At 70.2% G+C, this 15,828-nt stretch carries 19 protein-coding genes; 14 read left to right on the top strand and 5 right to left on the bottom strand.

What is annotated here, in order from left to right; all coding sequences use genetic code 11:
- Positions 1–151: 151 nt before the first annotated feature.
- Positions 152–1,141: an aldo/keto reductase gene (locus ACQPWU_RS34615; RefSeq protein WP_433429383.1), complete on the top strand. Its 990-nt coding sequence runs from the start codon at positions 152–154 to the stop codon at positions 1,139–1,141.
- A gap of 64 nt (positions 1,142–1,205) precedes the next feature.
- The gene (locus ACQPWU_RS34610; protein ID WP_433429380.1) at positions 1,206–1,853 is read left to right on the top strand and encodes a DedA family protein; all 648 of its coding nucleotides are present in this window, start codon (positions 1,206–1,208) and stop codon (positions 1,851–1,853) included.
- Here the strand turns inward: ACQPWU_RS34610 and ACQPWU_RS34605 are convergent.
- Complete coding sequence (locus ACQPWU_RS34605) at positions 1,797–2,537, bottom strand: GntR family transcriptional regulator (protein WP_433429378.1); 741 nt, start codon at positions 2,535–2,537, stop codon at positions 1,797–1,799. The two genes, ACQPWU_RS34610 and ACQPWU_RS34605, sit on opposite strands and share 57 nt — an antisense overlap.
- Before the next feature lie 159 nt (positions 2,538–2,696).
- Between ACQPWU_RS34605 and ACQPWU_RS34600 the strand changes: the two genes are divergently transcribed.
- The gene (locus ACQPWU_RS34600; RefSeq protein WP_433429375.1) at positions 2,697–3,470 is read left to right on the top strand and encodes an inositol monophosphatase family protein; all 774 of its coding nucleotides are present in this window, start codon (positions 2,697–2,699) and stop codon (positions 3,468–3,470) included.
- A 41-nt stretch (positions 3,471–3,511) separates the two neighbouring features.
- On the opposite strand, the gene ACQPWU_RS34595 is transcribed toward ACQPWU_RS34600, so the two are convergent.
- A complete protein-coding gene (locus ACQPWU_RS34595) occupies positions 3,512–4,219 on the bottom strand; it encodes an HAD family hydrolase (protein ID WP_433429372.1) in 708 nt (235 codons plus the stop codon).
- 114 nt (positions 4,220–4,333) lie between these two features.
- Complete coding sequence (locus ACQPWU_RS34590) at positions 4,334–4,987, bottom strand: GntR family transcriptional regulator (RefSeq protein ID WP_433429370.1); 654 nt, start codon at positions 4,985–4,987, stop codon at positions 4,334–4,336.
- A 68-nt stretch (positions 4,988–5,055) separates the two neighbouring features.
- Between ACQPWU_RS34590 and ACQPWU_RS34585 the strand changes: the two genes are divergently transcribed.
- From ACQPWU_RS34585 to ACQPWU_RS34570, 4 genes are read left to right on the top strand one after another with little or no spacing between them, the layout of a single operon-like run.
- Positions 5,056–6,243 carry a CaiB/BaiF CoA transferase family protein gene (locus tag ACQPWU_RS34585; protein ID WP_433429367.1) on the top strand — a complete coding sequence of 396 codons (1,188 nt, stop codon included), beginning with the start codon at positions 5,056–5,058 and terminating at the stop codon, positions 6,241–6,243.
- Positions 6,240–7,115 carry an HpcH/HpaI aldolase/citrate lyase family protein gene (locus tag ACQPWU_RS34580; RefSeq protein WP_433429365.1) on the top strand — a complete coding sequence of 292 codons (876 nt, stop codon included), beginning with the start codon at positions 6,240–6,242 and terminating at the stop codon, positions 7,113–7,115. Before ACQPWU_RS34585 ends, ACQPWU_RS34580 begins: the two co-directional genes overlap by 4 nt.
- 56 nt (positions 7,116–7,171) lie before the next feature.
- The gene (locus ACQPWU_RS34575) at positions 7,172–8,509 is read left to right on the top strand and encodes a TRAP transporter large permease subunit (RefSeq protein WP_433429363.1); all 1,338 of its coding nucleotides are present in this window, start codon (positions 7,172–7,174) and stop codon (positions 8,507–8,509) included.
- A gap of 14 nt (positions 8,510–8,523) precedes the next feature.
- Positions 8,524–8,751, top strand: a complete 228-nt coding sequence (locus ACQPWU_RS34570) for a hypothetical protein (RefSeq protein WP_433429361.1) — start codon at positions 8,524–8,526, stop codon at positions 8,749–8,751.
- On the opposite strand, the gene ACQPWU_RS34565 is transcribed toward ACQPWU_RS34570, so the two are convergent.
- Positions 8,748–9,383: a TetR/AcrR family transcriptional regulator gene (locus ACQPWU_RS34565; RefSeq protein ID WP_433429359.1), complete on the bottom strand. Its 636-nt coding sequence runs from the start codon at positions 9,381–9,383 to the stop codon at positions 8,748–8,750. The two genes, ACQPWU_RS34570 and ACQPWU_RS34565, sit on opposite strands and share 4 nt — an antisense overlap.
- 115 nt (positions 9,384–9,498) lie before the next feature.
- On the opposite strand from ACQPWU_RS34565, the gene ACQPWU_RS34560 reads away from it, so the two are divergent.
- The 5 genes from ACQPWU_RS34560 (at position 9,499) to ACQPWU_RS34540 (ending at position 13,921) form a co-directional block, all read left to right on the top strand.
- Positions 9,499–10,482, top strand: coding sequence for a sugar ABC transporter substrate-binding protein (locus ACQPWU_RS34560; RefSeq protein ID WP_433429357.1), 984 nt, complete (start codon positions 9,499–9,501; stop codon positions 10,480–10,482).
- A complete protein-coding gene (locus tag ACQPWU_RS34555) occupies positions 10,479–11,510 on the top strand; it encodes an ABC transporter permease (RefSeq protein WP_433429355.1) in 1,032 nt (343 codons plus the stop codon). The genes ACQPWU_RS34560 and ACQPWU_RS34555 overlap by 4 nt, the downstream gene beginning before the upstream one ends.
- Complete coding sequence (locus ACQPWU_RS34550; RefSeq protein WP_433429352.1) at positions 11,507–12,262, top strand: ATP-binding cassette domain-containing protein; 756 nt, start codon at positions 11,507–11,509, stop codon at positions 12,260–12,262. The genes ACQPWU_RS34555 and ACQPWU_RS34550 overlap by 4 nt, the downstream gene beginning before the upstream one ends.
- Before the next feature lie 101 nt (positions 12,263–12,363).
- Positions 12,364–13,323, top strand: coding sequence for an alpha/beta hydrolase (locus ACQPWU_RS34545; RefSeq protein WP_433445359.1), 960 nt, complete (start codon positions 12,364–12,366; stop codon positions 13,321–13,323).
- Between the two features lie 172 nt (positions 13,324–13,495).
- Positions 13,496–13,921, top strand: a complete 426-nt coding sequence (locus ACQPWU_RS34540; RefSeq protein ID WP_433429350.1) for an MFS transporter — start codon at positions 13,496–13,498, stop codon at positions 13,919–13,921.
- A 95-nt stretch (positions 13,922–14,016) separates the two neighbouring features.
- Here the strand turns inward: ACQPWU_RS34540 and tnpA are convergent, their stop codons facing one another.
- Positions 14,017–14,448 carry an IS200/IS605 family transposase gene (gene tnpA / locus ACQPWU_RS34535; RefSeq protein ID WP_433429348.1) on the bottom strand — a complete coding sequence of 144 codons (432 nt, stop codon included), beginning with the start codon at positions 14,446–14,448 and terminating at the stop codon, positions 14,017–14,019.
- A gap of 23 nt (positions 14,449–14,471) precedes the next feature.
- On the opposite strand from tnpA, the gene ACQPWU_RS34530 reads away from it, so the two are divergent.
- Together ACQPWU_RS34530 and ACQPWU_RS34525 are read left to right on the top strand one after the other, a co-directional pair.
- Positions 14,472–14,834, top strand: coding sequence for a hypothetical protein (locus ACQPWU_RS34530; protein ID WP_433429346.1), 363 nt, complete (start codon positions 14,472–14,474; stop codon positions 14,832–14,834).
- Between the two features lie 117 nt (positions 14,835–14,951).
- Positions 14,952–15,788, top strand: coding sequence for an RNA-guided endonuclease InsQ/TnpB family protein (locus ACQPWU_RS34525; RefSeq protein WP_433445357.1), 837 nt, complete (start codon positions 14,952–14,954; stop codon positions 15,786–15,788).
- The last annotated feature ends 40 nt before the right edge of the window (positions 15,789–15,828 follow it).

Below are 15,828 nucleotides of genomic sequence, written 5' to 3'. Positions count from 1 at the left end.
AGGCGTCCCATGAACGTAACAGGACCGAAATCATCTAAGGGTGCTGGCGGCAGGGGGTGTGCGGGTTCCGGTGGGTCCGAAATCAGTGGTGCCGAGTGGCGCCACTGACAAAAATTGAAATCTGTCATTCCAATGGCGCATACTTGGGCACATGAGAACTCTGGGAACCGGCGGCCCGGTCGTGTCCGACCTCGGGCTGGGCTGCATGGGGATGTCCGACCTGTACGGACCGGCCGACGCGTCCGAGTCCATCGCCACGATCCACGCCGCCATCGACGCCGGCATCACGCTGTTGGACACCGGCGACTTCTACGGCATGGGCCATAACGAGCTGCTCATCCGCGAGGCGCTCAAGAGCCGCTCGCGTGACGACGTGACGATCAGCGTCAAGTTCGGGGCGCAGCGCGACTATGACGGCAACTGGCTCGGCCAGGACGGCCGGCCGGCGGCCGTCAAGACCTCGCTCGCCTACACCCTGCGCCGCCTCGGCACCGACCACGTGGACGTCTACCGGATCGCCCGGGTGGACCCGGACGTGCCCATCGAGGAGACCGTCGGCGCCATCGCCGAGGAGGTCGCGAAGGGGCACGTCCGCCACGTCGGGCTGTCCGAGACCGGGGCCGAGACCATCCGGCGGGCCCACGCCGTCCATCCGATCGCCGACGTGCAGCTCGAATACTCCCTGCTCTCCAGGGGGATCGAGCGGGACATCCTGCCCGCCTGCCGCGAGCTCGGGATCGCGGTGACCGCGTACGGGGTGCTGTCCAGGGGGCTGCTCAGCGGGCACTGGTCCAAGGACCGCGAGCTGGGCGAGCAGGACTTCCGCGCCGTCAGCCCGCGCTTCTCCGGCGACAACCTGGCGCACAACCTGGCGCTGGTGGAGGCGCTCCGCGTACTGGCCGAGGCCAAGGGGGTCACGGTCGCGCAGCTCGCCATCGCCTGGGTGGCGGTCCAGGGTGACGACATCGTCCCGCTCATCGGCGCGCGGCGGCGCGAGCGGCTCTCGGAGGCCCTGGGGGCCCTGAACGTGGCGTTGACGGCGGAGGATCTGGCGGCGATCGAGGCCGCGATCCCCGCGGGAGCGGCCGCCGGCGAGCGTTACAGCGAAGGGCAGCTGGCCATGCTCGACAGTGAACGCTGACCATCCGGTGCGGAAGGTCTCAATGGCGGTCCTTGTGGTGATGTGGCGGCGCTAGGTTGGGCCCGTGCATATCGACGTGTGGTTGGAGGCGATCCCCGCCGGATGGCTCTACGCCGCGGTCGCGCTCGTGATCGGGCTCGAGAGCCTCGGCATCCCGCTGCCAGGCGAAATCGTGCTGGTCAGCGCCGCGATCCTGGCCGCCAAGGGCGTGGTGGACCCGTTCTGGGTGGGCGTCTGCGCGAGCGCCGGAGCCATCGTGGGGGACTCCGCCGGGTACGCGATCGGGCGCAAGGGCGGCGCGCCCATGTTCGAGCGGCTCGGGCGGCGCTTCCCCAAGCACTTCGGCCCACGGCACGTGGCCAAGGCCGAGCAGTACTTCCAGCGGTTCGGCGTGTGGGCGGTCTTCGTCGGCCGGTTCATCGCGCTGCTGCGCATCCTCGCCGGGCCGCTGGCGGGGGCGCTGCGCATGCCGTACTGGAAGTTCGCCGTCGCCAACGTGCTCGGCGGGATCGCGTGGGCGGGCGGCACCACCACGGTGGTCTTCTATCTCGGGCTCGTCGCCGAGAAATGGCTGAAGGGCTTCTCCTGGGTGGGGCTCGGGCTGGCCGTGGTGTTCGGGATCTGCACCACGCTCTACCTCAAGCGGCGGGCCGCGTTAGCGCTCGATGAGAGTGACCTCGAGGGAGTAGTGCGAGGCCCGGTAGACATGTGAGCCGTGCTCGACGGCCCTGCCCTGGTCGTCGTACGTGGTGCGGACCATGGTGAGCAGCGGTGCGCCGCGGCGCTCCTCCAGGAGCCTGGCCTCGGCCTGGGTCGCGGCCCGCGCGCCGATGCGCTGGTTGGCCACCCGCATCCGCACGCCCGCCGCGCGCAGCAGCTCGTACAGGCCGCGGCTCTCCAGGTCGGCGGCGGTGAGCTGGGCCAGTCCGAGCGGCAGCCAGTTGTGCAGCACCGCCAGGGGCTCCCCGGCCGCGAACCGCACGCGCTCGAGGTAGAGGACCTCGCTGCCCGGCTCCACGCCCAGGATGGGGGCGACCTCCTCCTCGACCTGGCGCGGCTCCAGAGCCAGCACCTGCGTGGCCGGCTCCTGGCCCGCCCTGCGCAGGTCGTCGTAGAGGCTCGTCAGCTCGACCGAGCGCTTGACCTGCCCGTGCACGACCTGGGTGCCCACGCCGCGCTTGCGCACCAGCAGGCCCTTGTCCACGAGATACTGGATGGCCTGGCGAATCGTCGGCCGCGACAGGCCGAGCTTGTCGGCCAGCAGGATCTCGTTGTCCAGCCGGGAGCCGGGCGCCAGATCCCCTCGCCGGATCGCCTCGGCGATCTGCTCGGCCACCTGGAAGTAGAGCGGCACTGGGCTGGATCGGTCCAGGTCGATGGCCAGATTGCGGGTCATGTGATCAGCTTAACTCAGGTCAGAATGTCCTGACAAATGTCCGATCGCCCGGTGGACGGGCAGGTGGCGGCCCAGGTCCGGGACGCGAGGGGGCGCGCGAAGTGGGCATAGGGCTCCTGATGACGTCATGACCCTGCTGGACCTTGTGCTGGAGAAGACATGGACGCGACACACCTGCTGGACATCGCCACCGAGGCGGCCAGGGCCGTCGGGCCGCGGTTGCGCAAGGCTTTCCGATCGCGGCCCGACGTGGCGACCAAGCTGGACTTCCACGACCCTGTCACCGAGCACGACCACGCCGCCGAGGAGACCATCCGCGCGGTCATCACCTCCCGCCTGCCCGAGAGCGCGATCGTGGGCGAGGAGGGCGGCTCCACCGGCTCCGGCGACCTCGTCTGGTACGTCGACCCCATCGACGGCACCGCGAACTTCGCCACCGGGCTGCCGTTCTTCTGCGTGTCCATCGCGGCCGCCGTGAGCGGGGAGTTGATGGCGGGCGTGGTGTACGACCCCGTGCGGGAAGACGAGTTCAGCGCCTCCACCGAGGGCGCCTGGTGCAACGGCGCGCCGCTGCGGAGCGTGGGAGCCGCGGGCGACCGGGAGGCGATGCTGCTGACGAGCTACCCGACGGCCCTCGACATGGAGGTGGACGAGGAGGCGGCGCTGCGGCGCTACGGGCGGTTCCTGAAGTCGTTCTCCGCCGTGCGCCGGCCGGGCAGCGCCGCGCTCAAGCTCGCACACGTGGCCGCCGGCTGGTCGGACGCCGCGTACGGCACCCAGGCCAATCCCTGGGACGTGGCGGCCGGGGCCCTGCTGGTGCGCCGGGCGGGCGGCGTGTACCTCGGCGATCCGCTGGCCAAGGGCGACTATCTGGCGCATGTGGGCGGGTTCGACCTGAACGGCTCGGTGCTGGCAGAGGTGGCGCCCCGCTGACCAGGCGGTTCGGAGCCGGGTGACCAGGTCGCGCCCGCCGCTTAACGGATGAGCGGTGCCAGCTCGGCCAGCGTCGTGATGCGCGGGAACCCGGCGGGCGGAGGCTCGACGCCGAGCCGGTCGAGCCAGACCGACCGCATCCCGGTCGCCGCCGGCCCCGTCACGTCCTTGTCCACGTCGTCGCCCACCAGCAGCACCTCTTCCGGCGCCAGCCCTAGCGCAGCCGCGGCGCCCGTATAGGCGGCGGGCGACGGCTTGAAGTGACCGCCCAGCACCTCGCCCGTCAGCACCGGCCCGACCAGGTCGCCCAGCCCGATCGCGCGGAGCTTCGCCTCCTGCATCCGCTGTGCCCCGTTCGTCAGCACCCCGAGCGTGAACCCGCCCAGCTCGGCCACCGCCTGGGCCGCGTCAGGGTAGGCCGACCAGTTCTGCCGGTAGCGTTCGGCGAAGTCGGTGTAGGCGGCGTCCAGATCGCCGGGCTCAGGCACGGCCAGTTCCTCACACAGCCCGCGGAGGCGGCGGCGCCGCTGCTCCTCCAGCGAGCACTCGCCCGCCTGCCACATCGCCAGGTGCGGACCCTCCAGCCCCGCCCACAGCGCGGCCACCTCGTCCAGGCGCGGATGGCCGGGCGAGTGCGCCGACACCCACGCGATGATCGCGGCGTCGGCGGCGCCCCGGTGGTCGAGCAGCGTGTCGTCCAGGTCGAACAGCACACCCTTGATGCCTGACAGGGCCCCGGCCGCTGTCACAGCCGGCCTCCCATGGTGGCGGCGGACGAGGTCACAGCGAGGCTTCGGTATGGAAGGGACATCTCCCTCATCCTAGGCCGAAGCCGCCCGCGTCCTCTCCCGCCAAGGATGGGGTCACTGCTGCTTGCGGTAGTCGCCGGCGCGGCGCACGTGGTCGATCATGACGCGTTCCGCGGTCTCGGCGTCGCCGGACTCCAGAGCGGCCAGGATGCCCTCGTGCGCCTCGAGCTGGGCCTTGACCTGGGTCTCGTCCAGCCACAGCGACGCCTCCGCGGGCACGGGGAAGCTGTTGCGCACCGACCTGGCGTGCGCGCCCAGGAAGGCGGGGCCGCCGATGTCGACGATGCGCAGGTGGAGCCGCCTGCTCTGCTCCCCGAGCTGGTCGTACCTGCCGTGCGCGGCGTCGTCGGCCATCGACGCGTGCAGCTCCCGCAGACCGGCCAGCTCCTCAGGGGTGATCTTCTCCGCCGCCAGGCGGGCACCCAGACCCTCGACCACCGCGCGCAGTCCGTAGTACTCGGCCAGGGCCTCGTCGCCCAGGTCCACCACGGTCGCGCCGTGATGAGCCTCGTAGCTGATCAGCCGGTCCTTCTCCAGCCTGCGCAGCGCCTCGCGCACGGGCGTCACCGAGACGCCCAGCCGGCGGGCCACCTCCCCGGCGCGCAACGCCGTGCCGCCCGGGATCCGCGCGGTGCGGATCTCGTCGAGCAGCACGCTGTAGACGTAGTCGGCCTTGCTCATGGGCGGCCGAGGCTCCGTGGGCGACATGTCCTCAAGTGTCTCGCAGATCGGTCACCTGGTTGACCTATGACATATTTCTTATAAGTTACATATCCATGACGAGCCTCGCCGACCTGAGGGTCATCGACGCGGCGACCCTGTTCGCCGGTCCCTCCGCCGCGATGATGCTGGGCGACTTCGGCGCCGACGTGATCAAAATCGAGCACCCCCGGCGCGGCGACCCCTCGCGCGGGCACGGCGCTTCCCTGGATGGCGTGGGCCTGTGGTGGAAGGCGCTCTCGCGCAACAAGCGCACCGCGGCCGTGGACCTGTCGCACGCCGAGGGCCAGGAGATCCTGCGCCGCCTGACCGAGCGGTCCGACGTGCTGATCGAGAACTTCCGCCCCGGCACCCTGGAGCGGTGGAACCTGGCCCCGGAAGACCTGCTCAAGCACAACCCGCGGCTGATCGTGGCGAGGATGACCGGGTTCGGGCAGTTCGGGCCGATGGCCAAGCAGCCGGGGTTCGGGACGCTGGCCGAGGCCATGAGCGGGTTCGCGGCCATGACCGGGCAGCCCGACGGGCCGCCCACGCTGCCGCCGCTGGCCCTGGCCGACGGCATCGCGGGCCTCGCCATGTCGTACGCGATCATGGTGGCCCTGCACGCCCGTGAGCGGACCGGGCGCGGCCAGGTCATCGACATGGCGATCATCGAGCCCATCCTGGGCCTGCTCGGGCCGCAGATGAGCGCGTACAAGGCGCTCGGGGTCGTGCCGAAGCGCACCGGCAACCGGTCCAGCAGCAACGCGCCGCGCAACACGTACCGGACCCGCGACGGGCGGTGGCTGGCCATCTCCACCAGCGCCCAGCCCATCGCCGAGCGCGTGGTCACCCTGGTGGGACGGCCCGACCTGGTCGAGCAGCCGTGGTTCGCCAGCGGGCAGGGGCGCGTGCAGCACGTGGACGAGCTGGACGAGGCGGTCGCCACCTGGATCGCCGAACGGGACGCCGAGGAGGTCATCGCCCGCTTCGAGGAGGTGCAGGCCGCCGTCGCGCCCATCTACGACGTCAGCGACATCGCCGAGGACCCGCAGTACGCGGCGCTCGGGACGTTCGTGGAGGTGCCCGACGAGGAGCTCGGCTCGCTCACCATGCAGAACGTCTTCTTCCGCCTGTCGGACACCCCCGGCGAGATCCGGTGGCCGGGGCGGCCCCTCGGGCGCGACACCGACGAGGTGCTCGGTGAGCTCGACTACTCCGGCGAGCGGATCGCCGCCCTGCGCGAGACCGGGGTGATCGCGTGACCGCCCCCGTGACCTGGCTATACGTGCCCGGCGACCGGCCCGAGCGCTTCGACAAGGCCGTCGCCTCCGGGGCCGACGTGGTCATCATCGACCTGGAGGACGCGGTCGCGCCCGCCCGCAAGGACGAGGCCCGCGCCAACGCCGCCGCCTACCTGCGCGCCCGCCCGGACTTCGGCGTCGCCGTGCACGTACGGGTCAACGACCTGGCCACCGGGCGCGGGCAGGGCGACCTCGAGGCCGTCGGGGACCTCGCCGACGCCGTACGGCTGCCCAAGGTCGAGTCGGCGGCCGTGCTCGACACGATCACCGGCGCTCCCGCGTACGCGCTGCTGGAGTCGGCGGCCGGGATCGTCGCGGCCCGGGAGATCGCGGCGCACCCGAAGGTCGCCGGCGTCGCGCTCGGCGAGCAGGACCTCGCCGCCGAGCTGGCCATCACCGACGAGCGGGGCATGGAACACCTCAGGCTCCAGGTGGTCCTCGCCGCCGCGGCGGCGGGCCTGCCGCCGGTACCCATGTCCGTCTTCCCGAACGTCAAGGACGAGGCCGGGCTGCTCGCCTCCTGCCTCGCGGGCCGAGCGCTCGGCCTGTTCGGCAGGACCGCGATCCATCCTCGCCAGATCCCCGTGATCAGGCGCGCTTTCCGCCCCTCCGAGGAGGAGGCGGCCAGGGCGGCCGAGATCGTCGAGGCCGCCGAACGGGCCGAGCGGTCCGGCACCGGCGCGGTCGCCCTGCCCGACGGGCGTTTCGTGGACGCCCCCATCGTCGCCCGGGCCCGCCGCACGCTGGCCCTGGCCCACCACCTCGCCGACCCGCCTCCGGACGACCCGCCTTCGAGCGAACGGCTTCCAGGCGACGGGCCCTCCGGCCCGTAGCCGCCCGGAGCACGCCGAACCACCCCACCCCCTTCCCCATTGGAGGTCATTTCGCCATGGGAATCGCCGTATGGGCGCTCCTCGCCTACATCGTGATCATCGTCGTCTGGAACGGCGTACTGAAACGCAACATCGGTGAGGCGATGCTCATCGGCTTCGCCGGCGTGTGCCTCTTCGGCGGCGCCGGCTTCTTCTCCCTCGCCTGGGCCGGGATCTCCGACGCACTGGCCGAAGAGGTCGTCTTCGCCGCCCTGGCCTTCGTGTTCATGGGCTACCTCCTCACCAAGCTGGGCCTCATCCAGGAGCAGGTCACCGTGCTCAACTCCGTCTTCGGACGGCTGCGCGGCGGCCCCGGATACGTCTCCACCTCCGCCGCCGCCCTCCTCGGCGGTCCTTCGGGCTCCGGGTCGGGCATCGCCGCCTCCGTCGGCTCGGTCACCATCCCCTGGATGACCAGGTCCAACTGGCGTCCCGACCTGGCCGCCTCGCTCGTGGCGGGCAACGCCGGGCTCGGCATCTCCATCCCGCCGAGCTCGTCGATGTTCCTGCTGCTCGGCTCGGCCGCCGTCGCTCCCGTGCTGACCGCCGACCAGCTCTTCGTGCCCGCCCTCGTCGGCGGACTGTGGACGGTGGCGTACCGCTTCGTCCTGGTGTTCGTGTGGGTGCGGCGCCACCGCATCGCCGCCACCGACGCCTCCGACATCGTCCCGCTGCGCGCGGCCCTGCGGGCCGGGTGGGCCTCGCTGCTGGTGTACGCCGGCATCCTGGTCCCCGTCCTGATGACGCTCGACTTCGGCGCCAAGCTCATGGAGGCGCGCGTCGGCGAGGCGGCCGGCGACATCAGCATCGTCGTCTGGATCCCCGTGCTGACCGTGCTGGCCACCCTCGCCGTCGCGTGGAAGCGGCTGCCGCGCACCGGGCGCGCCTGGAGCGAGCTGCTCGGCGACATGGCCCCCAGGTACGCGATCATCGGCGCGACGCTGTTCTTCGCCTTCGCGGCCGCCGCGAGCCTGGGCGAGCTGGGCCTCGTCGACCAGCTCACCGCGATCATGAAGAGCCTGGACGCCCCGGCCGTCGTCATCGCGATCCTGGTGGGCCTGCTGATCGTCGTCATCGCCGCGCCCCTGACCGGCACCGCCACCATCGCCGCCGTCGGCGGGGTCGCCTTCAGCGCGCTGACCGCGGCCGGGGTCGCACCCGCCGCCGCGGCCACCGCCATCATGATCTTCGCCTCCACCGAGGGCGCCTCCCCGCCCGGGGCCGCGCCGATCTACATCGCCAGCGGTATCGCCCAGGTGGACCCGGCCAGGACGTTCGGCCGGCTGATCATCTGGTTCGTCATCCCGACCCTGGTCATCGGCGTGCTGGTGGCGACCGGCGCACTGCCGATCTGAGAGGAGCCCCCGTCGTGAAGCGTCTCACCATGATCCTGTTCAAGATCGGCCTCGTGCTCTTCCTCGCGCTCGGCGTCGTCGTCGTGCTGGCCCAGGCCGTCGGCCTCGTCTTCGGGAACCCCGGTCTGGTCTCCGGCGCCGTGTCCGCCCTCGGCATGGCGATGACCGTGTCGGCCGGCGTGACCGGGTTGCTCGGCTTCGTGATGTCGTACCTGTTCCGCTGGAAGGCCGGCGAGGACTAGGACGGGTACCAGCGGGTCGACAGCTCCTCGTCCACCGGCGCAGGCCCCGGCAGGTCCCGGTGGGCCGGTGGGACCCGCAGCGAGTCCATCACCAGCGCCAGGTAACGGTGGCGCAGCTGGGAGGTGCGCTCCTCGCCGCCGAGCTTGATCGAGGCCATCTGCTCGAACAGCAGCGCGATGTCCGCCACCGTCACGTCCGGCCGCAGCACGCCGGCCGCCACGGCGCGGTGGTGGACCTCGGTGGCCAGCTCCGAGGCCCGGACCGCGTCGCGGCCCAGCTCCTCGGTCGGCGTGAACGTGCCCGCCAGCTTGATCGTCAGTGAGTTGGTGTCGGCGTCGACGATGCCGCGCATGTAGCCGGCGAACGCCTCCCAGGGGTCGCCGCCGTCGGCCAGCGCCCGCTCGGCGACCTCGCTGTAGAGCTTGAGACCGTCGCCGCACAGCTTCTGCAGCAGCGCCTCCTTGCTGGGGTAGCGGCGGTAGAGTGCGCTGATCCCGACGCCCGCCTTCTCGGCCACGGCGGCGATGGGCGCGCCGGGATCGGCGGTGAAGACCGCCCGCGCCGCCTGCAGGATCAACTCGTCGTTGCGGGCCGCCTGTGCCTTGCGGCCACTCATGGGTGCGCTCGTCATGCTCTCAGTATAGGGAACGTATGATTCCGTTCTGCAAGAGCAAGTCAGCATGTCTATACAAAGAGATGACATTGGGATACAACCAGGGCGAGCCCGTTGGTCTTGGAGGTGTCCTATGAGACGTACCCCGATCGTGCTGGCCCTGCTGGGCGCGCTCGCCGTGAGTGGCTGCTCCTCCTCCGGAGGACAGAGCGCGCAGAGCGCGCCCGCGAGTTCCGCCGCAGACGCGGCGGCCCCCGCGAGCGCCAGCTACGCCGTCATCACCCACGGAGGCCCAGGTGACTCCTTCTGGGACGTGGTCAAGAACGGCGCCGAGGCCGCGGGCAAACAGTACGGCGTGAAGGTCACGTACCAGGGCGATGGCGACCCCGCCAAGCAGTCGCAGCTCATCGACCAGGCCGTCTCCGAGAAGGTGGACGGCATCGTGGTCTCCATGGCCAACCCCGACGCGCTGAAGGAGGCCATCGGCAAGGCCGTCGCGGCGAAGATCCCGGTCGTCACCATCAACTCGGGCGCCGACCAGTCCAAGGCGTTCGGGGCCATCACGCACGTCGGCCAGTCCGAGGACGTGGCCGGGCGCGGCGCGGGCGAGCAGCTCAAGGCGGCCGGCGTCACCAAGCTGCTGTGCGTCATCCACGAGGCCGGCAACGTCGGCCTCGACCAGCGCTGCAAGGGCGCCGAGCAGACGCTGGGCGGCACGGTCGAGCGGCTGCAGGTGGACATCGGCAACCTGGCCGACGTCACCTCCAAGGTCACCGCCAAGCTCCAGTCGGACAAGCAGATCAACGGCGTGCTGGCGCTCAACCCGGGCATCGCGGTCGCCGCCAGGGACGCCATCAAGGACTCGGGGTCGCAGGCCAAGCTGGCCACGTTCGACCTGTCGGCCGACGTGGTGTCCGCGATCAAGGACGGGGAGATCCTGTTCGCCGTGGACCAGCAGCAGTACCTGCAGGGCTACCTGCCGATCACGTTCCTCAACCTGTACAAGAACAACCTCAACACCGTCGGCGGCGGGCTGCCCGTCAACACCGGGCCGGGCTTCGTGACCAAGGACAACGCCGACCAGGTGGCCAAGCTGGCCGAGGCGGGCACTCGATGACGATCACTGCCGACGAGCGGGTCGCCGAGGTCGGCCTGGCCCGCCGTCTGCTGATCAGGCCCGAGCTGGGCGCGGTGGTCGGCCTGGTCGTGGTGTTCGTGTTCTTCGCCTCGCAGTCGCCGGTGTTCCGGTCGCCGGCCGGCATCGCGAACTGGCTCGACCCGGCCGCCACGCTCGGCATCATGGCGGTCGCGGTCGCGCTGCTGATGATCGGCGGCGAGTTCGACCTGTCGGCGGGCGTGCTGACCGGCACGAGCGGGCTGATCCTCGTCACCCTGGCCACCCGCTTCGGGTTCAACGTGTGGGTGGCCATGCTCGCCGGGCTGGTCGTGGCGCTGGGCATCGGTTTCGCCAACGGCCTGATCGTCACCAGGACCAGGCTGCCCAGCTTCATCGTCACACTGGGCACGTTCCTCATGCTCCAGGGCGTCAACCTCGGCGTCACCAAGGCCATCACCGGGACCGTGCAGGTCAGCGGCCTGCGCCGGGCCTCCGGCTTCGAGGGCGCGAACGCGATCTTCGCGGGGACGGTCGAGATCGGCGGGACCTCGTTCCGGGTGGCGATCCTGTGGTGGATCCTGGCGACCGCCGTGGCCACCTGGGTGCTCATGCGCTCCAAGGCCGGAAACTGGATCTTCGCGGTGGGCGGCAACGAGCAGGCCGCCCGCGCGGTCGGCGTGCCCGCCGCCCGTACGAAGATCGCGCTGTTCATGACCACGGCGTTCGCCGCCTGGCTGGTCGGCTCGATCCTCGCGCTGCGGTACACGTCCGTGCAGGCCAACATCGGCATCGGGCAGGAGTTCATCTACATCATCGCCGCCGTCATCGGCGGCTGCCTGCTCACCGGCGGGTACGGCTCCGCCATCGGGGCGGCCATCGGCGCGGTCATCTTCGGCATGGCCGACAAGGGCATCGTGTTCCTGGGCTGGGACGCCGACTGGTTCAAGTTCTTCCTGGGCGCGATGCTGCTGCTGGCGACGCTGGCCAACCGCCTGGTCAGGCGGTACGCCGAGGAGGTGAGGCATTGATTCTCGAGACCAGGGGCATCGGCAAGACGTTCGGCTCGGTGCTGGCGCTGCGCGACGTGTCGATGGGCGTGCAGGCCGGCCAGGTCACCTGCGTGCTCGGCGACAACGGCGCGGGCAAGTCCACGCTCATCAAGATCCTCGCCGGGGTGCACCAGCACGACGCGGGCACGTTCCTGGTGGACGGCCAGGAGGTGCGCTTCTCCAGCCCCCGCGACGCGCTCGACCGCGGCATCGCCACCGTCTACCAGGACCTGGCGATGATCCCGCTCATGTCGATCTGGCGCAATTTCTTCCTCGGCTCCGAGCCGAAGAAGGGGCTGGCCTTCGACGTGGCCAAGGCGCGTCGCGTGGCGCGCGAGGAGCTGCGGGCCATGGGCATCGACATCCGCGACGTCGACCAGCCGGTCGGCACCCTGTCCGGCGGCGAGCGGCAGTCGGTGGCCATCGCCAGGGCCGTCCACTTCGGCGCCCGCGTCCTCATCCTCGACGAGCCCACCTCGGCGCTCGGGGTCAAGCAGGCCGGCGTCGTGCTGCGCTACATCGCCAGGGCCCGCGACCGCGGGCTCGGCGTCGTCTTCATCACCCACAACCCCCACCACGCCTACCCGGTGGGGGACCGGTTCCTGCTGCTCAACCGGGGCGCCAGCCTGGGCGAGTACGGCAGGGCCGACATCACCCCGCAGGAGCTGACCTCGCTCATGGCGGGCGGGGCGGAGCTGGAGGAGCTGGCGCACGAGCTGAAGCGGGAGTGAATCCCTTGCCGTAATTTTACGATTTCGGGCGGTGGCCTGGAGGTACAAAAAGGCACAAATCCCTCTGCGTGTACATGCACCGGGGGTTCACCGTGACCACAGTGATCGGCAAGCGGGTGGTGCTGGAGAAGGCGGCACAGGAGTTCGCCGACGCCACCGCCAAGCGCCCGTACATCCATGAGCTGCCGCCCGAGCAGGGGCGCGAGGTGCTGGAGAAGCTGCAGTCCGACCCGAGTGTGCCCAAGCCGGAGATCGACGAGGAGTGGATCCAGGTGCGGGGTGGGCCCACCGGCCTGGTGCCGGTGCGGATCGTCAAGCCCAGGGGCGCCACGGGGACCAGGCCGGTCATCTTCTACATCCACGGCGCGGGCTGGGTCTTCGGCTCGGCGCACACCCACGACCGGCTGGTGCGCGAGCTGGCCGTGCGCTGCGACGCCGCCGTGGTCTTCCCCGAATACGACCGCGCGCCCGAGGCCAGGTACCCCACGCAGATCGAGCAGAACTACGCCGCCGCCCAGTGGGTGATGGAGCACGGCGAGGAGAAGGACCTGGACCCGTCACGGATGGCGGTGTGCGGGGACTCGGTGGGCGGCAACATGTCGACCGTCCTGGCCATGATGGCCAAGGAACGCTGCGACGTGCTGCTGCGCGGGCAGTGCCTGTTCTACCCGGTCACGGACGCGAGCTTCGACACCGAGTCGTACAAGAGGTTCGCCAGCGGCTACTACCTCACCCGCGAAGGTATGAAGTGGTTCTGGGACCAGTACATCACCGACCCGGCCCGGAGGTCCGAGAGCCACGCCTCGCCGCTGCGGGCCCGCTCGGCGGAACTGCGCAGCATCCCGCCCGCACTGATCATCACGGGCGAGGCGGACGTGCTGCGCGACGAGGGGGAGCTGTACGCGGCGCGGCTGCGCGAGCTGGACAACGACGTCACCGCGGTGCGGATGGCCGGGATGGTGCACGACTTCGTGATGATCGACCGGCTGCGCGACACGAACGCCTGCGAGGCGGCCATGGACCTGGCCACGGCCATGTTGCGGCGGTGGATCGAGCCTTGATGTACGCGATCGCGGCGGTGCCCCCAGGGCCGTTATTACGCCATCACGACTGAGCCGCAGGGCGGACCGCACAGATCGTGCGGCCCGCCCGTGCGGCGTGCACAGGGCCGCCGCACGGGCGCCGTCCTATGGTGCGGCCAACACTCGGCTCGGCCCCCCATCGAGGAGCTCCATGACCGCCATCGACTCACGAACGATGCCCATCGGCGCGGCGTTCGACCGGATGCCGTTCACCCGCAGGCACGTGCTCATCGCGCTCGCGCTGTTCATCGCGTTCGTCATCGAGTCGTGGGAGCAGCTCGCCCTCGTCTACGTCTCCGGCGACCTGGGGAGCTCGTTCAGGATCGACGAGGCGGGCGTCGGCGTCGTGCTGTCGGCGGTCGCGTTCGGCATGATCCCCGGAGTGCTGGTCTGGGGGCCGGTCTCCGACCGCGTCGGGCGCAGGCCGACGGCGTTCTGGTCGCTGCTGGCGTACGGGGTGATCGCGCTCGCCTCGGCACTCGCGACCGACTTCGCGGTGCTGGTGACGCTGCGGGTGGCCTCGGGACTGGCGCTGGCCGGGGTCTGCCGAGATGCGGGTCAGTGCCTCCGTCGTTAGGCGGGAGGTGAAGGCCTGCGCGGGAAGGCCCGCTGGGGCCTGAGCGTGCCCTGACCCGCACTCATGAGCCAGTGTGACCACGAGTTGGTTTCTTGTTATGTCTGGGGTTGGTCCTGGGACTGGATGTAGGTGCGGACGGTGGCCAGGTTCGCGCCGCCGGTGGAGCCGGCGTAGTAGGAGCGGGACCAGAAGTGGCCCTCCCACAGGTATCTGCGGACGTGGGCGCTGTACTCCTTGCGTAGATAGCGGGCGGAGACACCTTTGAGGCTGTTGACCAGGGTGGACAGGGCGACCTTTGGTGGGTAGTGCACGAGGAGGTGGACGTGGTCGTCGGCGCCGTTGAACTCGGCCAGTTCGCATTCGAACTTCTCGCACACCTCTTTCATGATCTTTTCGCAGCGTTTCAGCATGGGCTCGGTGAAGACGTTGCGTCGATATTTCGTGACGAACACCAAATGCGCGGTGAGCTCGTGAACGCAGTGACGTCCCTTCCTGATTTGCGGGTTGAATTCCCATCGAGGTGACATACACCAAACGATAGGGTGGGACGGTGGAGCTGGAGAAACGCAACCGCGCTCATGTTGCGCGCCTGGACCTGGACGCGCGGCAGAGTGCCGTGCTGGACGGACAGGCGCACAACGCGCGCGCGTTGTGGAACCTGCTTCACGAGTACTTCACCTTCCGCCAGAGCCGGTTCGCCTCGCTCGCGGCGTGCGACGAAGCGATCCGGGCGGCCCGCAAAGAGATCGACTGGTTGAAGGACCTGCCCGCCCAGGCCGCGCAAGCCGTGCTGAAGACCTACCGGCAGGCGTGGAAGAACTTCTTCAACCCTGACCATCCGGCCGGGCGTCCCACGTTCAAGAGCCGGTTCCGTTCCCGGATGGCCGTGGACGTCCCCAGGGCCGGGATCTGAACGTCGCCCGGATCAACCGGCGGTGGGGCGCGGTCAACATCCCCAAACTCGGCCGGGTCCGCTTCCGGTGGACCAAAGACCTGCCCGGGGGTCACCAAAGGCGGCCCGGACGGGAAGATCACCGGGGCGCGGTTGGTCAAGGAGGCCAACGGGTGGCACATCGTGTTCCGCACCCAGACCATGCAGGCACCCCATACCCCACACCGGGGACCGAAGACCGCGATCGACCGGGGCATCGCCGTGCCGTTGGCCCTGGCCACTGGAGAGAAGATCTTCCACCGCAAACAGTGGCTGTCCCACGGGGAGCAGGAGCGCCTGCTCCGCCTGGAACGCAAAGCCGCCCGCCAGAAACGAGCGGCCAAACCCGGCCGGCCCACCAGCAACCGGCTGAAGACAACCTACGGCCAGATCGCCCGCCTGCGTGCGAAAGCCAAGCGCCGGGTCATCGACTGGCAGCACCGGACCACCGCCAAGCTCACCGACCGGTTCAGCGTCATCGTGCTTGAAGACCTCAAGGTCAAGAACATGATGGCCGCCGCCTCCGGCACCCTCGACGCGCCGGGCAGGAACGTGGCCCAAAAGCGGGGCCTGAATCGTGCCATCGCCACCGAGGCGTGGGGACGCACGGCCGAATTCCTCACCTACAAGGCCAACGCCAAGGGCGGGAAGGTCATCTTCATCCCGGCACCGGGCACCAGCCAAGAATGCCACGCCTGCCACACGATCACCGACGGCTCCCGCGAGAGCCAGTCCCGGTTCGTGTGCAAGAACCCAGCATGCGGGTGGATCGGCAACGCCGACGTCAACGCCGCCCGCACCCAGATGCACCGGTACAACCCAGCCGCCGGACAGGCGGTCACCGGACGTGGAGGCCCTGCACCACTGGGGCCCGTGAAGCGTCAAGCAACTCATGGCGAGACCACCCACACCGCCCCGCAAGGGGCGGCCGCATAACGGCCATGAGAATCCTCCCCATTCATGAGGAGGAGCACGT

The sequence above is a fragment of the Nonomuraea sp. CA-141351 genome, from assembly GCF_050944675.1.
In the GTDB taxonomy this organism is placed as follows: domain Bacteria; phylum Actinomycetota; class Actinomycetes; order Streptosporangiales; family Streptosporangiaceae; genus Nonomuraea.
This window is presented reverse-complemented; position numbering and strand designations above follow the sequence as displayed.

Bases quoted from the DNA above. Each gene is read 5' to 3' on its own strand.
- ACQPWU_RS34615 (WP_433429383.1), top strand. From the start codon at position 152: ATGAGAACTCTGGGAACCGGCGGCCCGGTCGTGTCCGACCTCGGGCTG.
- ACQPWU_RS34605 (WP_433429378.1), bottom strand. From the start codon at position 2,537: ATGACCCGCAATCTGGCCATCGACCTGGACCGATCCAGCCCAGTGCCG.
- ACQPWU_RS34600 (WP_433429375.1), top strand. From the start codon at position 2,697: ATGGACGCGACACACCTGCTGGACATCGCCACCGAGGCGGCCAGGGCC.
- ACQPWU_RS34590 (WP_433429370.1), bottom strand. From the start codon at position 4,987: ATGTCGCCCACGGAGCCTCGGCCGCCCATGAGCAAGGCCGACTACGTC.
- ACQPWU_RS34585 (WP_433429367.1), top strand. From the start codon at position 5,056: ATGACGAGCCTCGCCGACCTGAGGGTCATCGACGCGGCGACCCTGTTC.
- ACQPWU_RS34575 (WP_433429363.1), top strand. From the start codon at position 7,172: ATGGGAATCGCCGTATGGGCGCTCCTCGCCTACATCGTGATCATCGTC.
- ACQPWU_RS34565 (WP_433429359.1), bottom strand. From the start codon at position 9,383: ATGACGAGCGCACCCATGAGTGGCCGCAAGGCACAGGCGGCCCGCAAC.
- ACQPWU_RS34560 (WP_433429357.1), top strand. From the start codon at position 9,499: ATGAGACGTACCCCGATCGTGCTGGCCCTGCTGGGCGCGCTCGCCGTG.
- ACQPWU_RS34555 (WP_433429355.1), top strand. From the start codon at position 10,479: ATGACGATCACTGCCGACGAGCGGGTCGCCGAGGTCGGCCTGGCCCGC.
- ACQPWU_RS34540 (WP_433429350.1), top strand. From the start codon at position 13,496: ATGACCGCCATCGACTCACGAACGATGCCCATCGGCGCGGCGTTCGAC.
- tnpA (WP_433429348.1), bottom strand. From the start codon at position 14,448: ATGTCACCTCGATGGGAATTCAACCCGCAAATCAGGAAGGGACGTCAC.